This window comes from Vibrio sp. OPT20, from assembly GCF_963889365.1.
GTDB classification, from domain to species: domain Bacteria; phylum Pseudomonadota; class Gammaproteobacteria; order Enterobacterales; family Vibrionaceae; genus Vibrio; species Vibrio splendidus.
In genome coordinates this window covers 154,924-171,859 of the sequence record NZ_CAWPOA010000052.1, presented here as the reverse complement: position 1 = coordinate 171,859, position 16,936 = coordinate 154,924, and the positions used below count along the sequence as shown (strand labels likewise).

14 protein-coding genes are annotated in these 16,936 nt (G+C 44.5%); 6 read left to right on the top strand and 8 right to left on the bottom strand.

Annotated features, from left to right (window positions below; all coding sequences use genetic code 11):
• Positions 1–37 precede the first annotated feature (37 nt).
• Positions 38–850 (bottom strand): AraC family transcriptional regulator, encoded by an 813-nt coding sequence (locus tag AACR09_RS10810; protein ID WP_193834949.1) that lies wholly within the window; start codon positions 848–850, stop codon positions 38–40.
• 87 nt (positions 851–937) lie between these two features.
• Here AACR09_RS10810 and AACR09_RS10805 point away from each other — a divergent pair, with 87 nt between their 5' ends.
• Both AACR09_RS10805 and AACR09_RS10800 read left to right on the top strand, forming a co-directional pair.
• On the top strand, positions 938–1,180 hold the full coding sequence (locus AACR09_RS10805) for a hypothetical protein (protein ID WP_102560023.1): 243 nt from the start codon (positions 938–940) through the stop codon (positions 1,178–1,180).
• Between the two features lie 53 nt (positions 1,181–1,233).
• Positions 1,234–1,926 (top strand): MOSC domain-containing protein, encoded by a 693-nt coding sequence (locus tag AACR09_RS10800; protein ID WP_193834948.1) that lies wholly within the window; start codon positions 1,234–1,236, stop codon positions 1,924–1,926.
• 114 nt (positions 1,927–2,040) lie between these two features.
• On the opposite strand, the gene AACR09_RS10795 is transcribed toward AACR09_RS10800, so the two are convergent.
• Together AACR09_RS10795 and AACR09_RS10790 are read right to left on the bottom strand one after the other, a co-directional pair.
• Positions 2,041–2,757 carry a 3'-5' exonuclease gene (locus tag AACR09_RS10795; protein WP_193834947.1) on the bottom strand — a complete coding sequence of 239 codons (717 nt, stop codon included), beginning with the start codon at positions 2,755–2,757 and terminating at the stop codon, positions 2,041–2,043.
• 5 nt (positions 2,758–2,762) lie between these two features.
• Positions 2,763–4,652, bottom strand: coding sequence for a DUF294 nucleotidyltransferase-like domain-containing protein (locus AACR09_RS10790; protein WP_004734701.1), 1,890 nt, complete (start codon positions 4,650–4,652; stop codon positions 2,763–2,765).
• A 150-nt stretch (positions 4,653–4,802) separates the two neighbouring features.
• Here AACR09_RS10790 and AACR09_RS10785 point away from each other — a divergent pair, with 150 nt between their 5' ends.
• Positions 4,803–5,444: an outer membrane beta-barrel protein gene (locus tag AACR09_RS10785; RefSeq protein WP_004734702.1), complete on the top strand. Its 642-nt coding sequence runs from the start codon at positions 4,803–4,805 to the stop codon at positions 5,442–5,444.
• A 163-nt stretch (positions 5,445–5,607) separates the two neighbouring features.
• Here AACR09_RS10785 and AACR09_RS10780 read toward each other — a convergent pair whose 3' ends face one another.
• From AACR09_RS10780 to AACR09_RS10770, 3 genes are all read right to left on the bottom strand, one after another.
• Entirely contained in the window at positions 5,608–6,798 is a 1,191-nt protein-coding gene (locus AACR09_RS10780; RefSeq protein ID WP_017086475.1) for an amino acid aminotransferase, read from the bottom strand.
• 202 nt (positions 6,799–7,000) lie between these two features.
• The gene (locus AACR09_RS10775) at positions 7,001–8,542 is read right to left on the bottom strand and encodes an HD-GYP domain-containing protein (RefSeq protein ID WP_193834946.1); all 1,542 of its coding nucleotides are present in this window, start codon (positions 8,540–8,542) and stop codon (positions 7,001–7,003) included.
• Positions 8,543–8,792: 250 nt separating this feature from the next.
• Positions 8,793–9,092: a hypothetical protein gene (locus AACR09_RS10770; protein WP_004734705.1), complete on the bottom strand. Its 300-nt coding sequence runs from the start codon at positions 9,090–9,092 to the stop codon at positions 8,793–8,795.
• A 220-nt stretch (positions 9,093–9,312) separates the two neighbouring features.
• Here AACR09_RS10770 and AACR09_RS10765 point away from each other — a divergent pair, with 220 nt between their 5' ends.
• The gene (locus tag AACR09_RS10765; protein WP_193834945.1) at positions 9,313–10,716 is read left to right on the top strand and encodes an aminotransferase-like domain-containing protein; all 1,404 of its coding nucleotides are present in this window, start codon (positions 9,313–9,315) and stop codon (positions 10,714–10,716) included.
• A 126-nt stretch (positions 10,717–10,842) separates the two neighbouring features.
• Positions 10,843–11,049 (top strand): hypothetical protein, encoded by a 207-nt coding sequence (locus tag AACR09_RS10760; RefSeq protein ID WP_004734707.1) that lies wholly within the window; start codon positions 10,843–10,845, stop codon positions 11,047–11,049.
• Positions 11,050–11,181: 132 nt separating this feature from the next.
• Here AACR09_RS10760 and asnS read toward each other — a convergent pair whose 3' ends face one another.
• Positions 11,182–12,582 (bottom strand): asparagine--tRNA ligase, encoded by a 1,401-nt coding sequence (asnS, locus tag AACR09_RS10755; protein ID WP_004734710.1) that lies wholly within the window; start codon positions 12,580–12,582, stop codon positions 11,182–11,184.
• An 844-nt stretch (positions 12,583–13,426) separates the two neighbouring features.
• Here asnS and AACR09_RS10750 point away from each other — a divergent pair.
• Complete coding sequence (locus tag AACR09_RS10750) at positions 13,427–14,917, top strand: SulP family inorganic anion transporter (protein WP_108092918.1); 1,491 nt, start codon at positions 13,427–13,429, stop codon at positions 14,915–14,917.
• A gap of 122 nt (positions 14,918–15,039) precedes the next feature.
• Here AACR09_RS10750 and AACR09_RS10745 read toward each other — a convergent pair whose 3' ends face one another.
• Positions 15,040–16,674 carry a methyl-accepting chemotaxis protein gene (locus tag AACR09_RS10745; protein WP_029222142.1) on the bottom strand — a complete coding sequence of 545 codons (1,635 nt, stop codon included), beginning with the start codon at positions 16,672–16,674 and terminating at the stop codon, positions 15,040–15,042.
• Positions 16,675–16,936: the final 262 nt, after the last annotated feature.

Here is a 16,936-nt window from a genome sequence, read left to right as displayed (position 1 = left end):
TTTATCTCTACAGATGCTAAAAACATAGAGGCTGAAATTATCTTCGTCGACCATTTAAGCGAAACTGCTGCGGGGTGATATTGAAGGAAGCCTTGAATGCTTTGATGTAGGACGAGTCGTTTTGATAACCGATTTGGTCGGCAATGCTTTGGATTGAGAACTCTTCATCGAGCAAAGACAACGAGTAAATCAGGCGGATTTGTTGTCGCCATAACTGAAATGACGTATTGAATTCTTTTGAGAATAAGCGCGATAAGGTTCGCTCTGATGCACCGACTTTCTCTCCCCATCTCTTTAGCGACAAATCTAACGTTGGCGTCTCTGTCAGCACTTCAAATATAAGCTTCAAACGCCTGTCTTCGGGTAGCAACAATTGATAGGTCTGAACGTTGTCTTTCATGATCTGATCGTGCAATACCGAAAGCAATCGCGATACCTCTTCATCACCCGCAAATCCTTCGCACTGTCTGCGAATTTCCTGCAAGAGCTCATTTAAAAACGGCGTGAGGGTAATGGTTCGTACTTGAGGCTTATATTCATTTCCAAATGTAGGATTAAGGTAGATGCCGACAAATGTTGTATGGCTCAATGCGATAGATTCGTGTTGAATACCTGCAGGCACAAACAAAGCAGAAGTATGGGGCACAAGATGCTGGTAGTGCTCGGTTTTCGTTTGCAATAGGCCTTTGAGTGGGAAGATCACTTGATGCCACGTATGTTGGTGCATTGCATCGACGTAGCCCTTGGGCATATCGATGGTCTTCACTAACGCTGGTGAATTAGGATTGGCGACCATCATCTCATTTGAGGTGATGATTCCGGAGTGTGAATCTATTTGGCGGGTTGGCATGGTTAACTGGCTTTATGCCCCTATTCTGACGTGGCGAGACTAGGCTATCATGCCCGGCAGAGTGAATGAAGTAGAGAGGGCACGCGTATGCGATATCAAGTTGAAATATCGAAAGAAAACCAACTACTATTCAAAGTCGATATTGAAGGTATTAACCAAAGTAAGTGTGAAACATCGCTCGAAACGGTCTTGGCTAAGTTTCCGAAAACAGAAGGTTATCAGCGCCATCTATTGCTTTCGAACAGCGAAACGCGTTACCTAAAGAGCACAGAAAACCACATTGAAGTATTAGCAGCGGTTCCGGTATTTAAATCACTGGGCGAGCAATAAGTTGGCTTTAGCTCGTATAAAACAGCAAATAAGTTTAGGTAAAAGGGAAAGATATGAAGAAGTTAGGCTTAGTAAATAGCGTATTGGTAGGCAAAACTGTTGCCTTTGCACACGGTGCAAACAGTGCCATCAACAAGCAGGTTTTACCTGAGCGTCAGCATGCCACAGAACTTGGTTTTACCAATGACGAACAAGGCGACCCTCGCTTTCACGGTGGTATTCAAAAAGCCCTTCATATCTACCCAAGCGAGCACTACCCAGTTTGGCAGGAAGAGTTAGGTGACAAATTCATCTTTCAATCTGCAGGCGCATTTGGCGAGAACCTAAGCTCAAGCGGTATCACGGAACACTCCATTTGCTTGAAAGATAAGATTCGTATTGGTTCAACGTTGTTGGAAGTCTCGCAAGGGCGTATGCCGTGCTGGAAGCTGAACGTGAGATTCGATCAAAATGATATGGCAAGAAGGCTGCAAGATACGCTAAGAACTGGCTGGTATTTCCGTGTATTGGAAGAGGGTGATATCGGTGCTGGAGATGAGATCATTCTATGTGAAAGACCTTATCCAGAATGGCCGTTAACGCGCATCATGGGAGCGGTGTTCACAGGTTGTTTGGATAAACAAGAGCTCAAAGAATTGGCGGAGCTACCTTTAGTCGAATCTTGGGGAGTACTTATAGATCGTCGCCTTGAAACTGGCAAAGTCGAAGATTGGGAAATGCGATTAGTTGGTCCGACAGCGGAGTAAGCTTTTCCTAATACGCAAAAAACGCTCACTATTTCGATAATGTGAGCGTTATGAGTATTAAGGTGTAAAACGGCTAATCGCTTCACGTACGATTTAAACAGTATTTAAATCTAGCTATAACCAGAAATCTTTAACCGGCATGTCAGGGCTAAAATGATGCGCAATCTGCGCTTGTAGTAACTCTGCGGTTGCAATTGCATCCGTTAATGCATGATGCGGCGTGTAATCTGGCAAGTGGTATCGGCGGCGACTTTGACCAAGCCTTACTGATGCTGGCTTCTTGCCTTTGAGCTTATTCCATAAGCCGCCCGCCAGTTTATTCTGGATTTGAGATTCAATCTCGAGCGTGTCGAGGACCGGAAACTCAATCCCTTCACCTAATCTGACTTTCAGTGCGTTATCCAAGAAATCACGCTCTATACGACGGTAATGAACCACTGGGATGTGACCCGCCAGTGATTCTAATATCTCATCTAACACCTCGCTAAGGTCTGGCGCGTCAATGATGTCGTTGTGAGTGATGCCATGAATAACCACAGAGTCTTCTTCTAATTTCTGCTTTGGTCTCAGTGTCCAGTGTTTGGCTTGTCGTAAGTAAATACGATTTAGCGTAAACGGGACAAGGCCAATGGTAATGATGCCATCTTTGTTTGGGTTTAAACCCGTAGTCTCAAAGTCGACAGCTAAGAAGGTCACTTCTGATAATGGCGTATCAGGCGCAGGAAGAGGTTGGCTATAAAATTGCTTTAAGCGTTCGTCTCTCGCTCGTTCCAGCTTTTGAGCAAACTTAAATGGCCAATCGACCGCAGGTGATTTGAATAGTTTGTTCATAGGCCCTACTTAAACTTATTGCTGGCTTGATAACGGAACTTAAGGAAGTTCTGCGCATTACTTAATATTTGGAATGCGTCCTTTAGGTTACGTCGCTCGAAGTCAGATAGGTTCTCTGGCTCAATGTTGTTATCCGGTTCTATGTTGTTGTCGACATCGTGTGCTTGGTGGCGAATACGAACCAGAGATATAAACTCCATCGCATCTTTCAAGTCTTGAGCTCGGCCTTTTGGAAGAATACCTGCGTCGATAATGTCATCTAAACGTTCGAATGAGTTCTTAGAGCGAGAGGCTACCGCCAACGAGTGAACACGAATTAGATCGGCAAGTGGCGCGGTGCCACGACGTTTAAGGTTGATCGAGTTGTTGTGACGACCATCTTTCTCCATAACGAAATCTTTGAAGAACCCGAGTGGCGGTGTGCGGTTAAGCGCATTACGAGCAAGACATGCTAAGAAACGGTTGTTCTTACGTGCACGGCGAACAATAAAGCTGTTCAGTTGTTCCGCCCATTTTAAGCGGCCGTAGACACCGTCTAAATCAAAGAAGATAGAAGCGTTCAATAGCGCTTTCGGGTTTGGGTCATCAATCCAATCGGCAAAGCACTCTTCCCATTGGCGACGAGTCATACGCCACGTTGGATTAGTGGCCATTATGTCACCGGTACAGTACACATAGCCACACTGATCTAAGCCATCACAAATGAAGGTTGATAGCTCTTCAAAGTATTTACCGTGTTTTTTCTCGTCGTAGGTGTCATCAAGAATAATGGCGTTATCTTGGTCAGTAACGAGCAACTGCTCATCACGTCCCATCGAGCCGAGTGCAAGGAAACAATAAGGAATGGGCGCTTTACCTAATTTCTCTTCGCCTAGCTCAATAATACGTTGCTTAAAGCTACGGCCGATTACCGACATTGCGGTACCCACCATGTGTGCGTTGGCATCTTCGTTAACCAAGCGGACAAAGCTGTCTTTTACTTGTTCAGAAAGTACTTTAAGATCTTCAATGCTTTGTTGCTGGAAGATGCTGCTTACCAATAACAGCGAGTTTTGAGACTCGTAGCGAACAATATCGGTCGCTTCGATAATACCGATAGGTTTCTTATCTTTAAGCACTGGCAAGTGGTGTACGTTGTAGCGAAGCATGGTCATCATTGCTTCATATACATAGGCATTGTGGTCGAGTGAGATAACCTCTGGTGTCATCACACTGGATACTTCATCCGACGGGTCAAGACCTTCGGCTAGAACGCGAGTACATAAGTCTCGGTCGGTAATGATGCCGATAACAGGTGTTGAATCGTCTTCATCATCTTCAACAATATCAGGGTCGATGATCAGTAGAGAAGAGACATTGTCTTCTGCCATCATGGTTGCGGCTTGTTGGATGGTGCGCGTTTTCTCGATCATCGGCGCTTCGCTGGTCAAGAGCGTTTTGACCTTAGATGTCGATAAATCGTTGGCGTCGTTGCTGTCTGAGTTTGCTTGGCGAAGTCGCGCGTTATCTTCAACCTCGACAAAGTCGGCGAATGAATCATAGTTGTCGTAGAGCTCTTGGAAAATCGGCTCAGGGATGCAATAGAGAAGGGTATCTTCGGTCGCTTTAACTGGGAAGCGAACTTTGTTGTTGGTCAGCAACCCCATTTGTCCAAACACATGCCCTTCATCAAGGCGATTATAGAGTTCGCCCTTACGACGATAGACTTCAACTTCGCCACTTCGAACGATATAGAGGTCATGAATTTGATCACCAAAGTGAATGATAGGGGTATCTTGGCGGTAATAAGAAATTTCCACACTACTGGTCACTTTCACCAATATCTCTTCAGGAAGTTCAGAGAAAGGGGGGTATTGTGCCAGAAAGTTTTGAATCTCTAATAACTCAGCATCCATAATGATCATCCATTGGTTTGTATGATTTCATGGTACAACATTTGATAATAATTTTCCGGCACAAATCAATCTGTGAGCTAAAACCTTTTTAAAGTCTTATGGATAGACTAATCTTTCAGTTAATGGAGTGACAGTTGAAGGATGATAGGAATGTCGAAGTGGAAGCTTAGTTTGGTACCTGCGGTTTTTATGTTTTCTCCAAGTTTGTGGGCGGACACTAACGCGGTGGATATTCTTGATTATGACCATGTTTATGCCACCGCGCATTCGGGCAGTTTAAATGAAGATGCAGGCAGTAATAACAATGCCTCGTCGTATGGATTAGGCGTCAGTTACGCGATGACGGATGATTGGTTGTTGTTGGGAGACTACAGCGCACGCTTTATTCACCCTGATGACACCACAACTCGAATTGATACGCTGATGCCAGGTGTTGGTTACCGTTACAGCATTAAGAAAGATTTAGATATAGTGGCTTACTACCTGCTTGGTATCACTAAAGGTAAGGTTGAAGATAATGACACCAACCGAACTGAATCTTCAGACACTGAGTTCATCCAAGGGTTAAAAGCTGAGCTTAACTATGGCTTTGCGAAACGTTGGATTGCCAACGGCAGTGTGCAAGTGAACCGAAGTGACCTGTTTGATGAAGAGATCTATCACTTAGGTTTACGCTATCTAGTGACCAACAAGTTTGCGATTGGTGGGTCATACCAACATCGGGATGGTGAAGGTAAGATTCGCAGTGAGCGCACTAACGAGCTAGGTGTAGAGTTCTTCTTAGAGTACTAACCAGTAACGCAGAGGCTAAGCGTTAGTTCGCAGAGATTAAGTGTTAGTAAAAGGCTAAGTGCCTTAATAGCTCTTATATACAAAGAGACAGACACAAAAAAGCCAGCTTAATCGCTGGCTTTTGCATATCTATAGGTCGACAGATACAGGTTTCGCTTTTCGATTAAAGAACCGCAGCAAGACCTTTACATAGAGGCCCCATGTTTGACTTAGTCATGCCAGCAACACTGATACGGCCAGAGCCAACAATGTAGATAGCGAATTCGTCTTTCAGGCGAGTTACTTGCTCTTTGCTTAGGCCAGAGAACGAGAACATGCCGTTTTGGCGCTCGATGAATGTGAAGTCTGCATCAACACCTTCAGATTTCAGTGTTGTTACGAATAGCTCACGCATCTCTTGGATACGGTCACGCATTTCTGCCACTTCCGCTTCCCATTCAGCACGTAGATCAGCATCACCAAGGATGTGAGTTACTACAGCACTACCGTGCGCTGGTGGGTTAGAGTAGATAGAGCGGATGATGCTCTTAACTTGAGAGAACGCTGTCGTTGCTACGTCTGCAGATTCTGCAACTAGAGTGAATGCGCCCACACGCTCGTTGTACAAGCCGAAGTTCTTAGAGAATGAGCTAGCAACAAGGATCTCTTTGTTGTATTGAGCAAAAATACGTAGACCAGCTGCATCTTCTTCAACGCCTTTTGCAAAACCTTGGTAAGCAAAATCGAATAAAGGAAGCAGTTTCTTCTCAGCAACCAGTTTAGCCAGCACTTCCCACTCGTCAGTTGTTGGGTCGATACCTGTTGGGTTGTGACAGCAGCCGTGAAGAAGAACGATATCGCCTTCAGAAGCTTTCTCTAGGTCAGCAACCATGCCTGCGAAGTCTTTGTCTTTTGTTTCAGCGTTGTAGTAGCTGTATTGAGCCGTCTCGATACCCGCAGCAGCGAAAACGCCGTTGTGGTTTGCCCAAGTTGGGTTACTGATCCAGATTTTAGCGTCGCCTAGTTGGCGCTTGATGAATTCGCCAGCAACGCGAAGTGCACCTGTACCACCAGGAGCTTGTGCAGTTTTCGCGCGTTGAGACGTTACGATCTCTGCGTCTGAACCGAAAAGAAGCTTCTGAACCGCTAGGCCGTACTCAGCTGTACCTTCAATTGTCAGGTAAGATTTGGTTTTTTCGCTTTCAAGAAGTGCAGCTTCTGCTTTCTTTACTGTTTTAAGTACAGGCGTTTGGCCAGCTTCATTTTTGTAGATGCCAACACCAAGGTTGATTTTCTCTGCACGAGAGTCTTTTTTAAACTCTTCAGTAAGGCCGAGGATAGGATCGGCGGGAGCAGCTAACACTTTTTCAAACATAATCTTCATCCATGTCAATTGAGAGGGGATAGTATCTATGGGTAGTTATACCTGTATGGAATTTTTAAGACAATACGAAGTGAACAGAAAGGCCAAAAAAAATCCATTTCAATCAGATTTATTGACTAAAGAGGGTATTTGATAACAAAACACCCTACGGATTAACCTATAGGGTGCAAGAAGTTAGTGGTTTTTATATAGATTAGGCTGGTTGAGCAATAAAGCTTTCACGCTCGAGTTCACTTGGTACATTTTTGCCATCTTTGTAGGTTGCGGCAATCGAAACAAACTCTTGTTCGACAGCCAGAAAAGCTTGGACAACTTGCGGATCAAAATGCGTCCCATTGCCCTCTAAGATGATCTGCTTAGCTTGTTCATGAGTAAAGGCTGGCTTGTAGACTCGTTTTGATATTAACGCGTCATAAACATCGGCTAATGCCATCAAGCGACCGGATAATGGAATGTCCTCACCAGACAGCTGATTTGGATAACCGCTGCCGTTCCATTTTTCGTGGTGGGTCAGAGATATCTCTTTCGCGACTCTCAGGAAAGAGCTGCTTCCTAACTGCTTTTCTGCAATAGATAACGCTTCAGCACCAATTGCGGGGTGACCTTTCATTATCTCAAACTCTTCGTCAGTTAATTTGCCCGGCTTTAATAACACGTTATCAGGAACGCCTACTTTGCCTACGTCATGAAGTGGAGCAGATTTGTAAAGCAGCTCTATGTAGTTTGGTGTTAACAAGTTTGCGTGGATTTCCGACTTACTGAGCTCTTGTGCGAGTACCTTTACGTATTCTTGGGTTCTCAGAATGTGAGCACCGGTTTCATTGTCTCGAGATTCTGCCAACGCAGACAAACTTACGATCGCAACGTCACGGGTCGTTTTGACTTCGTTTTGTGCCGTTTCGAGGCTATCAAGCATGGTGTTGGTCATTGATGCCATTGAGCCTAGCTCGTTGTAACCGAAAATAGGTAAACGAACACCTTGTTCGCCATTGGTGACCTTGCTCAATGCACACTCTTGGCTAAGCAAAATGCGTTTAATCAGTTTACTCCAAAGTGTCATGATGATGATTGCGTAGCCACCCAGCACCACTGCCAAATAAATGAACTCTTTAATCACGCTGATCTTGCCTGTGCCATCCAACAAGCGTTCAGGGTTGTGCTCTAACCAGAAGATATCTTTAACCGCAATCATCGTCAGCATGGTGGTTAGTGTTACCAGAAGCACGATAACCAAACCAATCATTTGCTTAACCAGTGAACTCCTTTCACCAATTAATCGGAAATCAAATTGTCCAGACTCTTCCATTTTGTCCATTTGACTAAGCTTGGCACTCAGTTGAAGGATGGTTCCAGTAAAGAAGCCGAATAGACTCATTCCAAACAGCACCTTCAAATTACTGTCTATGGTGAATTCATAGCTTAAGTTGTAGTAGAGCGCGAAAGGCACACTTGCAGCAAAAAATAGCAGGGTATCGAGCTGCGCGAAGCGACCTTGTTTGACTAAGGTGTGTTGCGCTAATAAGTAACGACGCGCGAGCCATAATAAGACAAACACAATACTGACTTGTGTGAAAATCTCTAACGTCGTTAAGCTTTCGAGCATTGGGCACACCCGACTGCCGTAGGTGCCAAACAGCACGCCAGCGATGACGTATAATTTAGTCGTTAGCGATTGATTGTAATTTGAAGTATCCATCGATAAGCCTTTGTTCTCATTCTTATTAGATTTATGCATTCATTGATTCACGACTTTAGAATTACGAGTGATTAGCATAACTGACGTGAATAAGACCGGAAATTCTATCGATAGCTTTCGTGGAATGATACAAGAAACTGGTTTGTGTTAGTGATTTGTTAGCTAGGTGGGGGTTATTGCAGCATTACTATGAAGATACTTGAATAGCCTCGTTGAGATTAGAGGCTATTCAGTCGTTATACTTTAGTGGAATCGCGAGTGATTGAGTTCGCTATCTACTTTAAAACAATTACTTTTTCAGGTTGATTTCAGCTTCGATAGAACCTGTTTCAATCTCAGGGTGAGACGCTAGTTTGTCTGATGCCCATTGGTTAAGGTGTTTCAGAATAGCAGACACCGCGTGTTTCTCTGTTGGTGCTTGGTCTTGATCGACGTCGATCTTCTGCTTTGGATGTGAGCCTGTTGCATCTTCAGCGATATGTAGCCAATCTGGGTGCCAGTAATATGGCTGGCCACTCGGTGTTGTCCAACTATGAACACCGTTTGACTCTCCTTTATAACTTAATTGGTCTGCTTCTATTTTTTTCATTGTTATCTCGCATGTTTTTTGGGTTACATCAAATTATAGAGGCGTAGAACGAACTTGGCTCCCGCCTTGGTTACAAACTTAGCAAAGCATACAAAGTTATCTGTGAACCAATTCACACTATTATAGAAATTAGGTCCAATCATATGGATAGCAGCAATAGTTGTTAACGTTAGTGATAAAATCCCCGGCTTATTAGAATTTATCTAGGTAGTACAATTAGATGGCGCGTTATGAAGAGCTTGCAAAGGATATTCGAACTCAGATCGCTAATAACACTTGGCGATCCGGAGAGAAGATCCCTTCGGTACGCATGAGTTGTCGAAATTACAACGTCAGCAATAGTACTGTCTTACAAGCCTACCAATTGTTAGAAAGCGAAGGGTGGATCATCGCTAAGCCTCAGTCGGGCTATTTTGTTGCACCGCGTGTGGACGGCGTTGATTATGAACTGCCGTTAGTGCACAAAAAGAAAGCCATTAATGATCGCTTATTCGACTTTTTGAAATCGAGTTCAGCAGAGGGAGTGATTCCTTTTGGCTCAGCATTCCCCGATCCTGACCTTTTCCCATTACCTACCTTGACTCGAAACCTTGCCAGTGCTGGTAGAAAGATGACAGGTGCTAGTGTGATCAATAATCTGCCACCGGGCAGTGAGTCCTTAAGAAGACAAATCGCGCAGCGTTACCTGCAACAAGGCATTACGGTTAACCATCAAGATATCGTGATTACCTCTGGCGCAATGGAAGCGCTTAACTTAAGCCTGCAAACGGTTACTAAGTCGGGTGATAATGTTGTGATTGAATCTCCCGCTTTCTATGGTGCTTTACAGGCCGTAGAAAGATTAGGACTCAATCCTATCGAAGTGGATGTTTGTCCAATCAATGGATTGAACATTGAGCAGTTTGAAAGCGTACTACAAAACCAAGATGTAAAAGCGTGTTGGCTGATGACGACGTTTCAAAACCCGACAGGGACAAGTTTGTCTGAAGAAGCGAAGCGCCGTGTAGTTCAGATTGCAGAACAACACGAAACCTACATTATTGAAGATGACGTATATGGTGACCTCTACTTCGAAGGGCATAAACCCAAGCCACTAAAAGCCTTCGATAAGACCGATTCTGTTCTGCTTTGTGGTTCGTACTCAAAAAGTCTGTGTCCGGGTTATCGGGTCGGCTGGGTTGTGAACACGCGTTTCAATGATGCCATTCAAAAGCTGCAGCTTCTTTCTACACTGTCGAGTAGTGCGCCTGTGCAACTTGGCGTCGCACACTTTTTAACACATGAAAGCTACGACAATCACCTTCGTAAATTACGTAAAAATCTTCTAGTGAGAAAAGAACGATTCATTGAGGTCATCAAGCAGTACTTCCCGCATTCCGTCGAGATTGAAGAACCGGCTGGTGGCTACTTCATATGGATTCGTCTTTCCGCCAAATTCGACAGTCAACAATTTTACCAGCTAGCGATTGCTCAGGGGATCAGCGTCGCTTCAGGCGATCTGTTTAGTGAGAAGGGCAGAGTAGATAACGCGATCAGATTGAACTTCTCTTATGAACTTACAGAAGAGAAAGAACAAGCACTAATCTTGCTTGGCAAACTGGCACATCAACTTACGCATTCGTAAATCTTAAGTCACTCATAAAACAGACCATGATTTCAACTGTACGGATTGTTTCTGGTGCAACTGTACGCCTTGTACAACAAAGAGTTGTGATTCAATACAGTTAGACCAAATATTGGAGATACCGTTATGTTGAAAATGACTATGGGAAATGAAGTTAAGCTGATTATTGTCGCGATTGTGTGTGCACTTCTGCTTATTCTCGGCCACGTATTGCTGGCAAAAGCCTTCGCTGATATGGCTTGGGCTGAATATACAACAGCGGCTATCCCGTTCGTTATGATGGCAATCTGCGGTCTCGCGATAAAATACGCTATCGACCAAGACGTGGATTAGCTTTTGAATAAGGAGTCCAGATGGTAGTACGCAGAAACAGCCGTCGTCTCGTTTATTCCGAACATAAAAAAACCTCCGCAAGTGCGGAGGTTTTTATTTGTTCTTAACTTTTAATATCGAATAGGTTTCGAATTAGAAGTTTGCAGAGCGTGGTGTACGTGGGAACGGGATAACGTCACGAACGTTGCCCATACCTGTTACGTAAGACACTAGACGCTCAAAGCCAAGACCGAAGCCAGCGTGAGGCACTGTGCCGTATTTACGTAGGTCGCGGTACCAGCTCATGTGCTCAGGGTCGATACCCATACCAATCATGCGCTCGTCTAGAATGTCTAGACGCTCTTCACGTTGTGCACCACCGATGATTTCACCGATGCCTGGTGCAAGTACGTCCATTGCTGCAACTGTCTTGCCGTCGTCGTTTAAGCGCATGTAGAAAGCTTTGATGTCTTTCGGGTAGTTCTTAACGATAACAGGTGCTTTGAAGTGCTCTTCAGCTAGGTAACGCTCATGCTCAGAAGACATGTCGATGCCCCACTCAACGTCGAATTCAAATTTCTTACCAGAATCTAGTAGGATTTGAATTGCGTCAGTGTAGTCAACTTGTGCGAAATCAGCGTCTACGAATTGCTCTAGACGAGTGATTGCTTCTTTGTCGATGCGAGAAGCGAAGAACTCAAGGTCGTCGCGGCGTTCTTCAAGAACAGCAGCGAAAACGTACTTAAGCATGTCTTCAGCCAGTTTCGCTACATCGTCAAGGTCTGCAAACGCAACTTCAGGCTCAACCATCCAGAATTCAGCTAGGTGGCGGCTTGTGTTTGAGTTTTCAGCACGGAACGTAGGACCGAACGTGTAAACCTTGCTTAGTGCACAAGCGTAAGCTTCAGCATTAAGTTGGCCAGATACTGTTAGGAAAGTTTCTTTACCGAAGAAATCTTCGTTGAAGTCAACTTTGCCTTCGTCAGTGCGAGGCAGGTTTTCCATGTCTAGCGTCGATACGCGGAACATTTCACCAGCGCCTTCTGCATCAGATGCAGTGATAAGCGGAGCTGAAGTCCAGAAGAAACCTTGCTCGTGGTAGAAACGGTGAATCGCTTGAGATAGACAGTTACGTACACGTGCTACTGCGCCGATCACGTTTGTACGTGGGCGTAGGTGAGCAACTTCACGAAGGTATTCAATAGAGTGACGTGTCTTAGCCATTGGGTAAGTGTCAGCGTCTTCAACCCAGCCTACAACTTTAACGTCAGTTGCTGCTAGTTCGAAGTCTTGACCTTTCGCAGGAGACTCAACAATCTTACCTGTTACTTCAACAGAGCAGCCAGTTGTTAGCTTTAATACTTCGTCTTCGTAATTATTAAGATTATTAGGAACCACGGCCTGAATCGGGTCGAAACAAGAGCCGTCATAAATGGCAAGGAAAGAGATTCCAGCTTTGGAATCACGACGTGAACGGATCCAGCCGCGAACAGTTACTTCACTGTCTACCGCTAGCTTGCCGCCAAGTACGTCTGTTACAGGCGCGTAAGTCATGTTGATTTCATTCTCCATTGAGGGACAAATTCAACTCAAAGTCTCTAGCATTGAGGCAAATGAACATATATATGCACAATAATTAGCCGAAACATTGAGTTGTATAAACTTTTTAAATCGATTGAACATATTACCTGTCATACCGACAGCTTCAACCTTTATTCTTACTTGGTGAAAAAAATATTGTGTCTACTGACCAGAAATACCTTTTAGGGTGTGTTTTTTGTTCGATTTGGCTTTCTGTTTGGTATTTGTTTGAGTGCTAGAGAGGTGCGCTAGCGCTAATGGTTAAGTATTCTTCAATACCTTGTAAATCGATGTGAGCAGAGTGATTGAAACGACGTGAACTGACGTTGGTTACAACATAGAGCTGGCTGAAATCGAGACCGCTAGCGGTTTTTGGCCGGATTAAGAAGCGTTAATATTCGAAACCTTTGTTTGCAAGATTGGACGTGTGATTAATGTAGCGCTCACTTTATATTGGCAGCCATTCAAGCTTGTGCGTTACCCGAGCTATCTGTGTAATAGCTCGGTTTCCTTTTGTAATATCTATATTACCTCGTGTAATAGCTTAGTTGTCTTGTGTAATACCTAGGTTACCTAGTGCAATACTTACACTACCTTGTCCGAAACTTAAGTGACAAACACAAAGCACAAGTGCGAGTCCATCTAATAAACAATCACCCACTAGAGGAGTTTAATATTCACGTGTTAATTACGCCGCCTTAACCCCTGCATTCTCTCTACACCCGCACTTTTCGAGCGCTCGCTCATTCAAGAAAAACAGTCGATCAAATTATGTCTGAACAAGGCAGGACTGGCTGTACAAGTAAAAGAGAATTACATGCTTAATTATTTAAAAGAACACTGGTTATCAAACGTTAAAGGAGATTCATTATCTGGGATTGTGGTTGCACTCGCATTAATCCCTGAAGCCATCGCATTTTCAATTATCGCAGGCGTCGACCCTAAAGTAGGGCTTTATGCTTCTTTCTGTATCTGTGTTGTAACCGCTTTGGTTGGCAGTCGTCCGGGGATGATCTCTGGGGCAACGGGTGCAATGGCGCTGTTGATGGTCACCTTAGTGAGAGAACACGGGCTAGAGTATCTACTCGCAGCTTCATTTCTTGCTGGCGTCATTCAAATCGCGGCTGGATACCTCAAGCTTGGTAATCTGATGAATTTCGTTTCCAAATCGGTGATTACTGGGTTTGTTAACGCGCTCGCTATTCTTATCTTTATGGCTCAGCTCCCTGAGTTGATCAACGTCCCTTCGAGCGTTTACGTGTTAGTCGCTTTGGGTTTGGCGATCATTTATCTGCTTCCTTATTTTCCCAAGTTTGGTCGTGCAATACCTTCTCCATTAGTCGCGATTGTTGCCCTGACTATTATCAGTTTGTTATTTGGTTTAGATGTCAGAACGATTGGAGATATGGGTAAGCTTCCGGACTCACTGCCTGTGTTCTTGATCCCTAATATTCCATTCACGTTTGATACGCTCACAACCATCCTTCCATATTCTATTGCTCTATCTCTTGTAGGTTTATTGGAATCATTGATGACGGCGACGATCGTGGATGACCTGACCGATACTGAAAGTAATAAGAACAATGAATGCAAAGGGCAGGGCGTAGCGAACATCGTGGCTTCACTATTTGGTGGTATGGCGGGGTGTGCGATGATTGGCCAGTCGATCATTAACATCAAATCTGGCGGCTTAACCCGATTATCCAGCCTGATCGCCGGGGTTGTTTTACTGCTAATGGTGGTGTTTGTTTCTGATTGGTTGAAGCTGATACCGATGGCCGCTTTAGTGTCTGTGATGATCATGGTTTCAATCGGCACGTTTTCATGGCGCTCTGTTGTTGAGCTTAAAGACCACACACTCCCAACCAATGTAACCATGTTAGCAACCGTGGCGGTGGTGGTGTTTACTCACAATCTCGCAATAGGTGTTGCGGTTGGCGTGGTGCTATCGGCTCTGTTTTATGCGCATGCTAGCAAATCCATGGTCTTTATATCCGATGAAGTCGTGACTAACGAAATGCACACTACCCACCGAGTAAAAGGCCATGTCTTCTTTGCTTCTTCAGATGCGTTTGTCGATCTATTTGATTATGACAATGCGACCTCTTTAGTGACCATCGATATTTCGGATGCGTCTTTCCTAGATAACACTTCAGTTGAAGCGCTTGATAAGGTCGTATTTAAGTTCCGTAAAAAGGGCGCTTATGTAGAAGTCGCAGGAATGGATACCGTGAGTGCGAATCTGATATTCAAACACGCGATGTACCACAAGCATAAAGACTTAACCGCGGTTTCCATTACGCACTAATCATGGTTTAAGGTACTTTAAAAGCTTTTAAGCTTGAAAGCCTGAACTAGACATTGTTATGAAGGTAAAGCGCTCATCATTGAGCGCTTTTTTGTTGATGTCGGTAGGGGAATTCTAACGACCTATGACTGACCTTTGTCGTTGGTCTTTGAGTTCGATAAGGTGAATTGGTTGATAAGAGATTCAAGGTGATCAGACAGCTCTTCTAAATCATTACTGATTCCACGAGTCTCAGCCGCAGACTGCGATGTGTTGTCGGCGTGAGAAGTGATGGTTTCAACCTTTTGTTGAACATCTTCGGTCGCGTGTGTAGTGGATTGCGTCTGTTGTTGAATATTTTTCGCATGAGCCAGCACTTGTTTCATTTCTTCAACGACACCGTTCATTTCAACGGACAGTGCGTCGATATCTGTTGAGCTTTGATGTGCTTGTTCGCAAACGCGATCGGCAGAAGTCAGCGACTCTTCACTGCCTTGCTGGAACTGATGAATGATAGACTCAATACTGCCAGTTGCCTCTGCCGTTCGTGATGCAAGATTTCGAACTTCATCTGCCACTACCGCAAAGCCCCGACCTTGCTCTCCCGCACGAGCCGCTTCAATCGCCGCATTTAAGGCTAGAAGGTTGGTTTGGTCGGCAATGCCACGAATCACACTCAATATTGAAGAGACCTCTCCGGTTTGCTCATTGAGTGTCAGTATCTTGTGTTTCACTTCTTCTATGCTGCTGACTAGGTTCTTTATCTCACTACTTGCATCATGTGCTTGGTTCGCACTTTTACAGGCCACATCAGCGGTATGATTGATGAGTTCTGACGCGGTTAAAGTGGCTTGTTCTACATTAACTTGCTGCGCCTGTATCCCTTCGATATTGTTTTGTACTTCAGCGGTTTCGTTTTGTTGATCGCTGGCGGCTTGCTCGGTAATTTGTGCAACACTGGTCAGTTGGTTGGCAGACGCATTCAGTTTGTGCGAGGTGTCTTGTACCCTCTCTAAGCTGTCGGAAACGGTGCCCATGAACGAGTTGATGGAGTTAGCAAGCGTGCCAATTTCATCCTTGCTTTGCTCTGGCAGCCGAGTGGATAGGTTTTTATCACTGCTGACTTGAGTCATAAAGCGAGAGGTTTGTTGAAGCGGGCGAACGATTATCTTACGAATCAATCCCATAGTAAGAACGAATCCGGCAAAGGAGATCACCGCCATGATACCGATCGCTGTCATCGTTTGAGTATTGATCAGCGAGTTGACATGGCTAAGGTTATATTCAAGTCGAATTGCACCTAATACTTCCCCTTCTGGCGCCATATGACATGCCACACAATTGGTGCCGCGATAGTTCTCGCTCGACTTCATTGGCAGAGCAATAACCAAGCCTTTTCCCCAATCGGCAGAAAAGGGTTCGATAACGGTTTCACCCGCTAGCGCTCGTTTATCAATATCATCCACAGGTGTTTGGTTGTCATTGCCAGGCCCGTATAACTTACTCACCGCATCAGCACGCAATACGCGAACATTTTCAATGCCTTCTTGAGCTAACGCTTTCTGACGAAGGGTCTCTTTTTGTGCCATGGTGCCAGTGAGCATCATCATATTGAGGCTATCGAAATAGTTGCTCGCTTTATCGTGAAGCTGCTCACTTAACACTGAGTTTACAAGCTGCTTTTGCTGCGAATATTGAAAGTAGGTCGATATTGCTAATAGAAAAGTGAAAACAATGGCGAGGGCCACTAGGATTTTAAAGGTGATTGTTGAGCGCATAAGGTGTTTGTTTTTATTAATTATAATGACGCGCATACTTTACGTGTAAGAGACCCTACCACCTATGAGGTATAACCGATTGTGTGACCACACTCCGGTTGTGGTTATGTTTCTGTGATGTAGCGAGTTTGTGATGATGTTCTTTGGGCGAATGAAAGGGAGTTTATCGTTAAATTTGAAGAGCATGAAAGCCTAATAAACGTACATGACTTAAATAAACATGTTCAGCGGGCTGTATTTATACTGGCCAAGCGTCATTATT

What these genes read in the sequence shown, in the direction of transcription:
- AACR09_RS10810 (WP_193834949.1), bottom strand. Translation starts at nt 850, where the DNA reads ATGCCAACCCGCCAAATAGATTCACACTCCGGAATCATCACCTCAAAT.
- AACR09_RS10805 (WP_102560023.1), top strand. Translation starts at nt 938, where the DNA reads ATGCGATATCAAGTTGAAATATCGAAAGAAAACCAACTACTATTCAAA.
- AACR09_RS10800 (WP_193834948.1), top strand. Translation starts at nt 1,234, where the DNA reads ATGAAGAAGTTAGGCTTAGTAAATAGCGTATTGGTAGGCAAAACTGTT.
- AACR09_RS10795 (WP_193834947.1), bottom strand. Translation starts at nt 2,757, where the DNA reads ATGAACAAACTATTCAAATCACCTGCGGTCGATTGGCCATTTAAGTTT.
- AACR09_RS10790 (WP_004734701.1), bottom strand. Translation starts at nt 4,652, where the DNA reads ATGGATGCTGAGTTATTAGAGATTCAAAACTTTCTGGCACAATACCCC.
- AACR09_RS10785 (WP_004734702.1), top strand. Translation starts at nt 4,803, where the DNA reads ATGTCGAAGTGGAAGCTTAGTTTGGTACCTGCGGTTTTTATGTTTTCT.
- AACR09_RS10780 (WP_017086475.1), bottom strand. Translation starts at nt 6,798, where the DNA reads ATGTTTGAAAAAGTGTTAGCTGCTCCCGCCGATCCTATCCTCGGCCTT.
- AACR09_RS10775 (WP_193834946.1), bottom strand. Translation starts at nt 8,542, where the DNA reads ATGCATAAATCTAATAAGAATGAGAACAAAGGCTTATCGATGGATACT.
- AACR09_RS10770 (WP_004734705.1), bottom strand. Translation starts at nt 9,092, where the DNA reads ATGAAAAAAATAGAAGCAGACCAATTAAGTTATAAAGGAGAGTCAAAC.
- AACR09_RS10765 (WP_193834945.1), top strand. Translation starts at nt 9,313, where the DNA reads ATGGCGCGTTATGAAGAGCTTGCAAAGGATATTCGAACTCAGATCGCT.
- AACR09_RS10760 (WP_004734707.1), top strand. Translation starts at nt 10,843, where the DNA reads ATGTTGAAAATGACTATGGGAAATGAAGTTAAGCTGATTATTGTCGCG.
- asnS (WP_004734710.1), bottom strand. Translation starts at nt 12,582, where the DNA reads ATGACTTACGCGCCTGTAACAGACGTACTTGGCGGCAAGCTAGCGGTA.
- AACR09_RS10750 (WP_108092918.1), top strand. Translation starts at nt 13,427, where the DNA reads ATGCTTAATTATTTAAAAGAACACTGGTTATCAAACGTTAAAGGAGAT.
- AACR09_RS10745 (WP_029222142.1), bottom strand. Translation starts at nt 16,674, where the DNA reads ATGCGCTCAACAATCACCTTTAAAATCCTAGTGGCCCTCGCCATTGTT.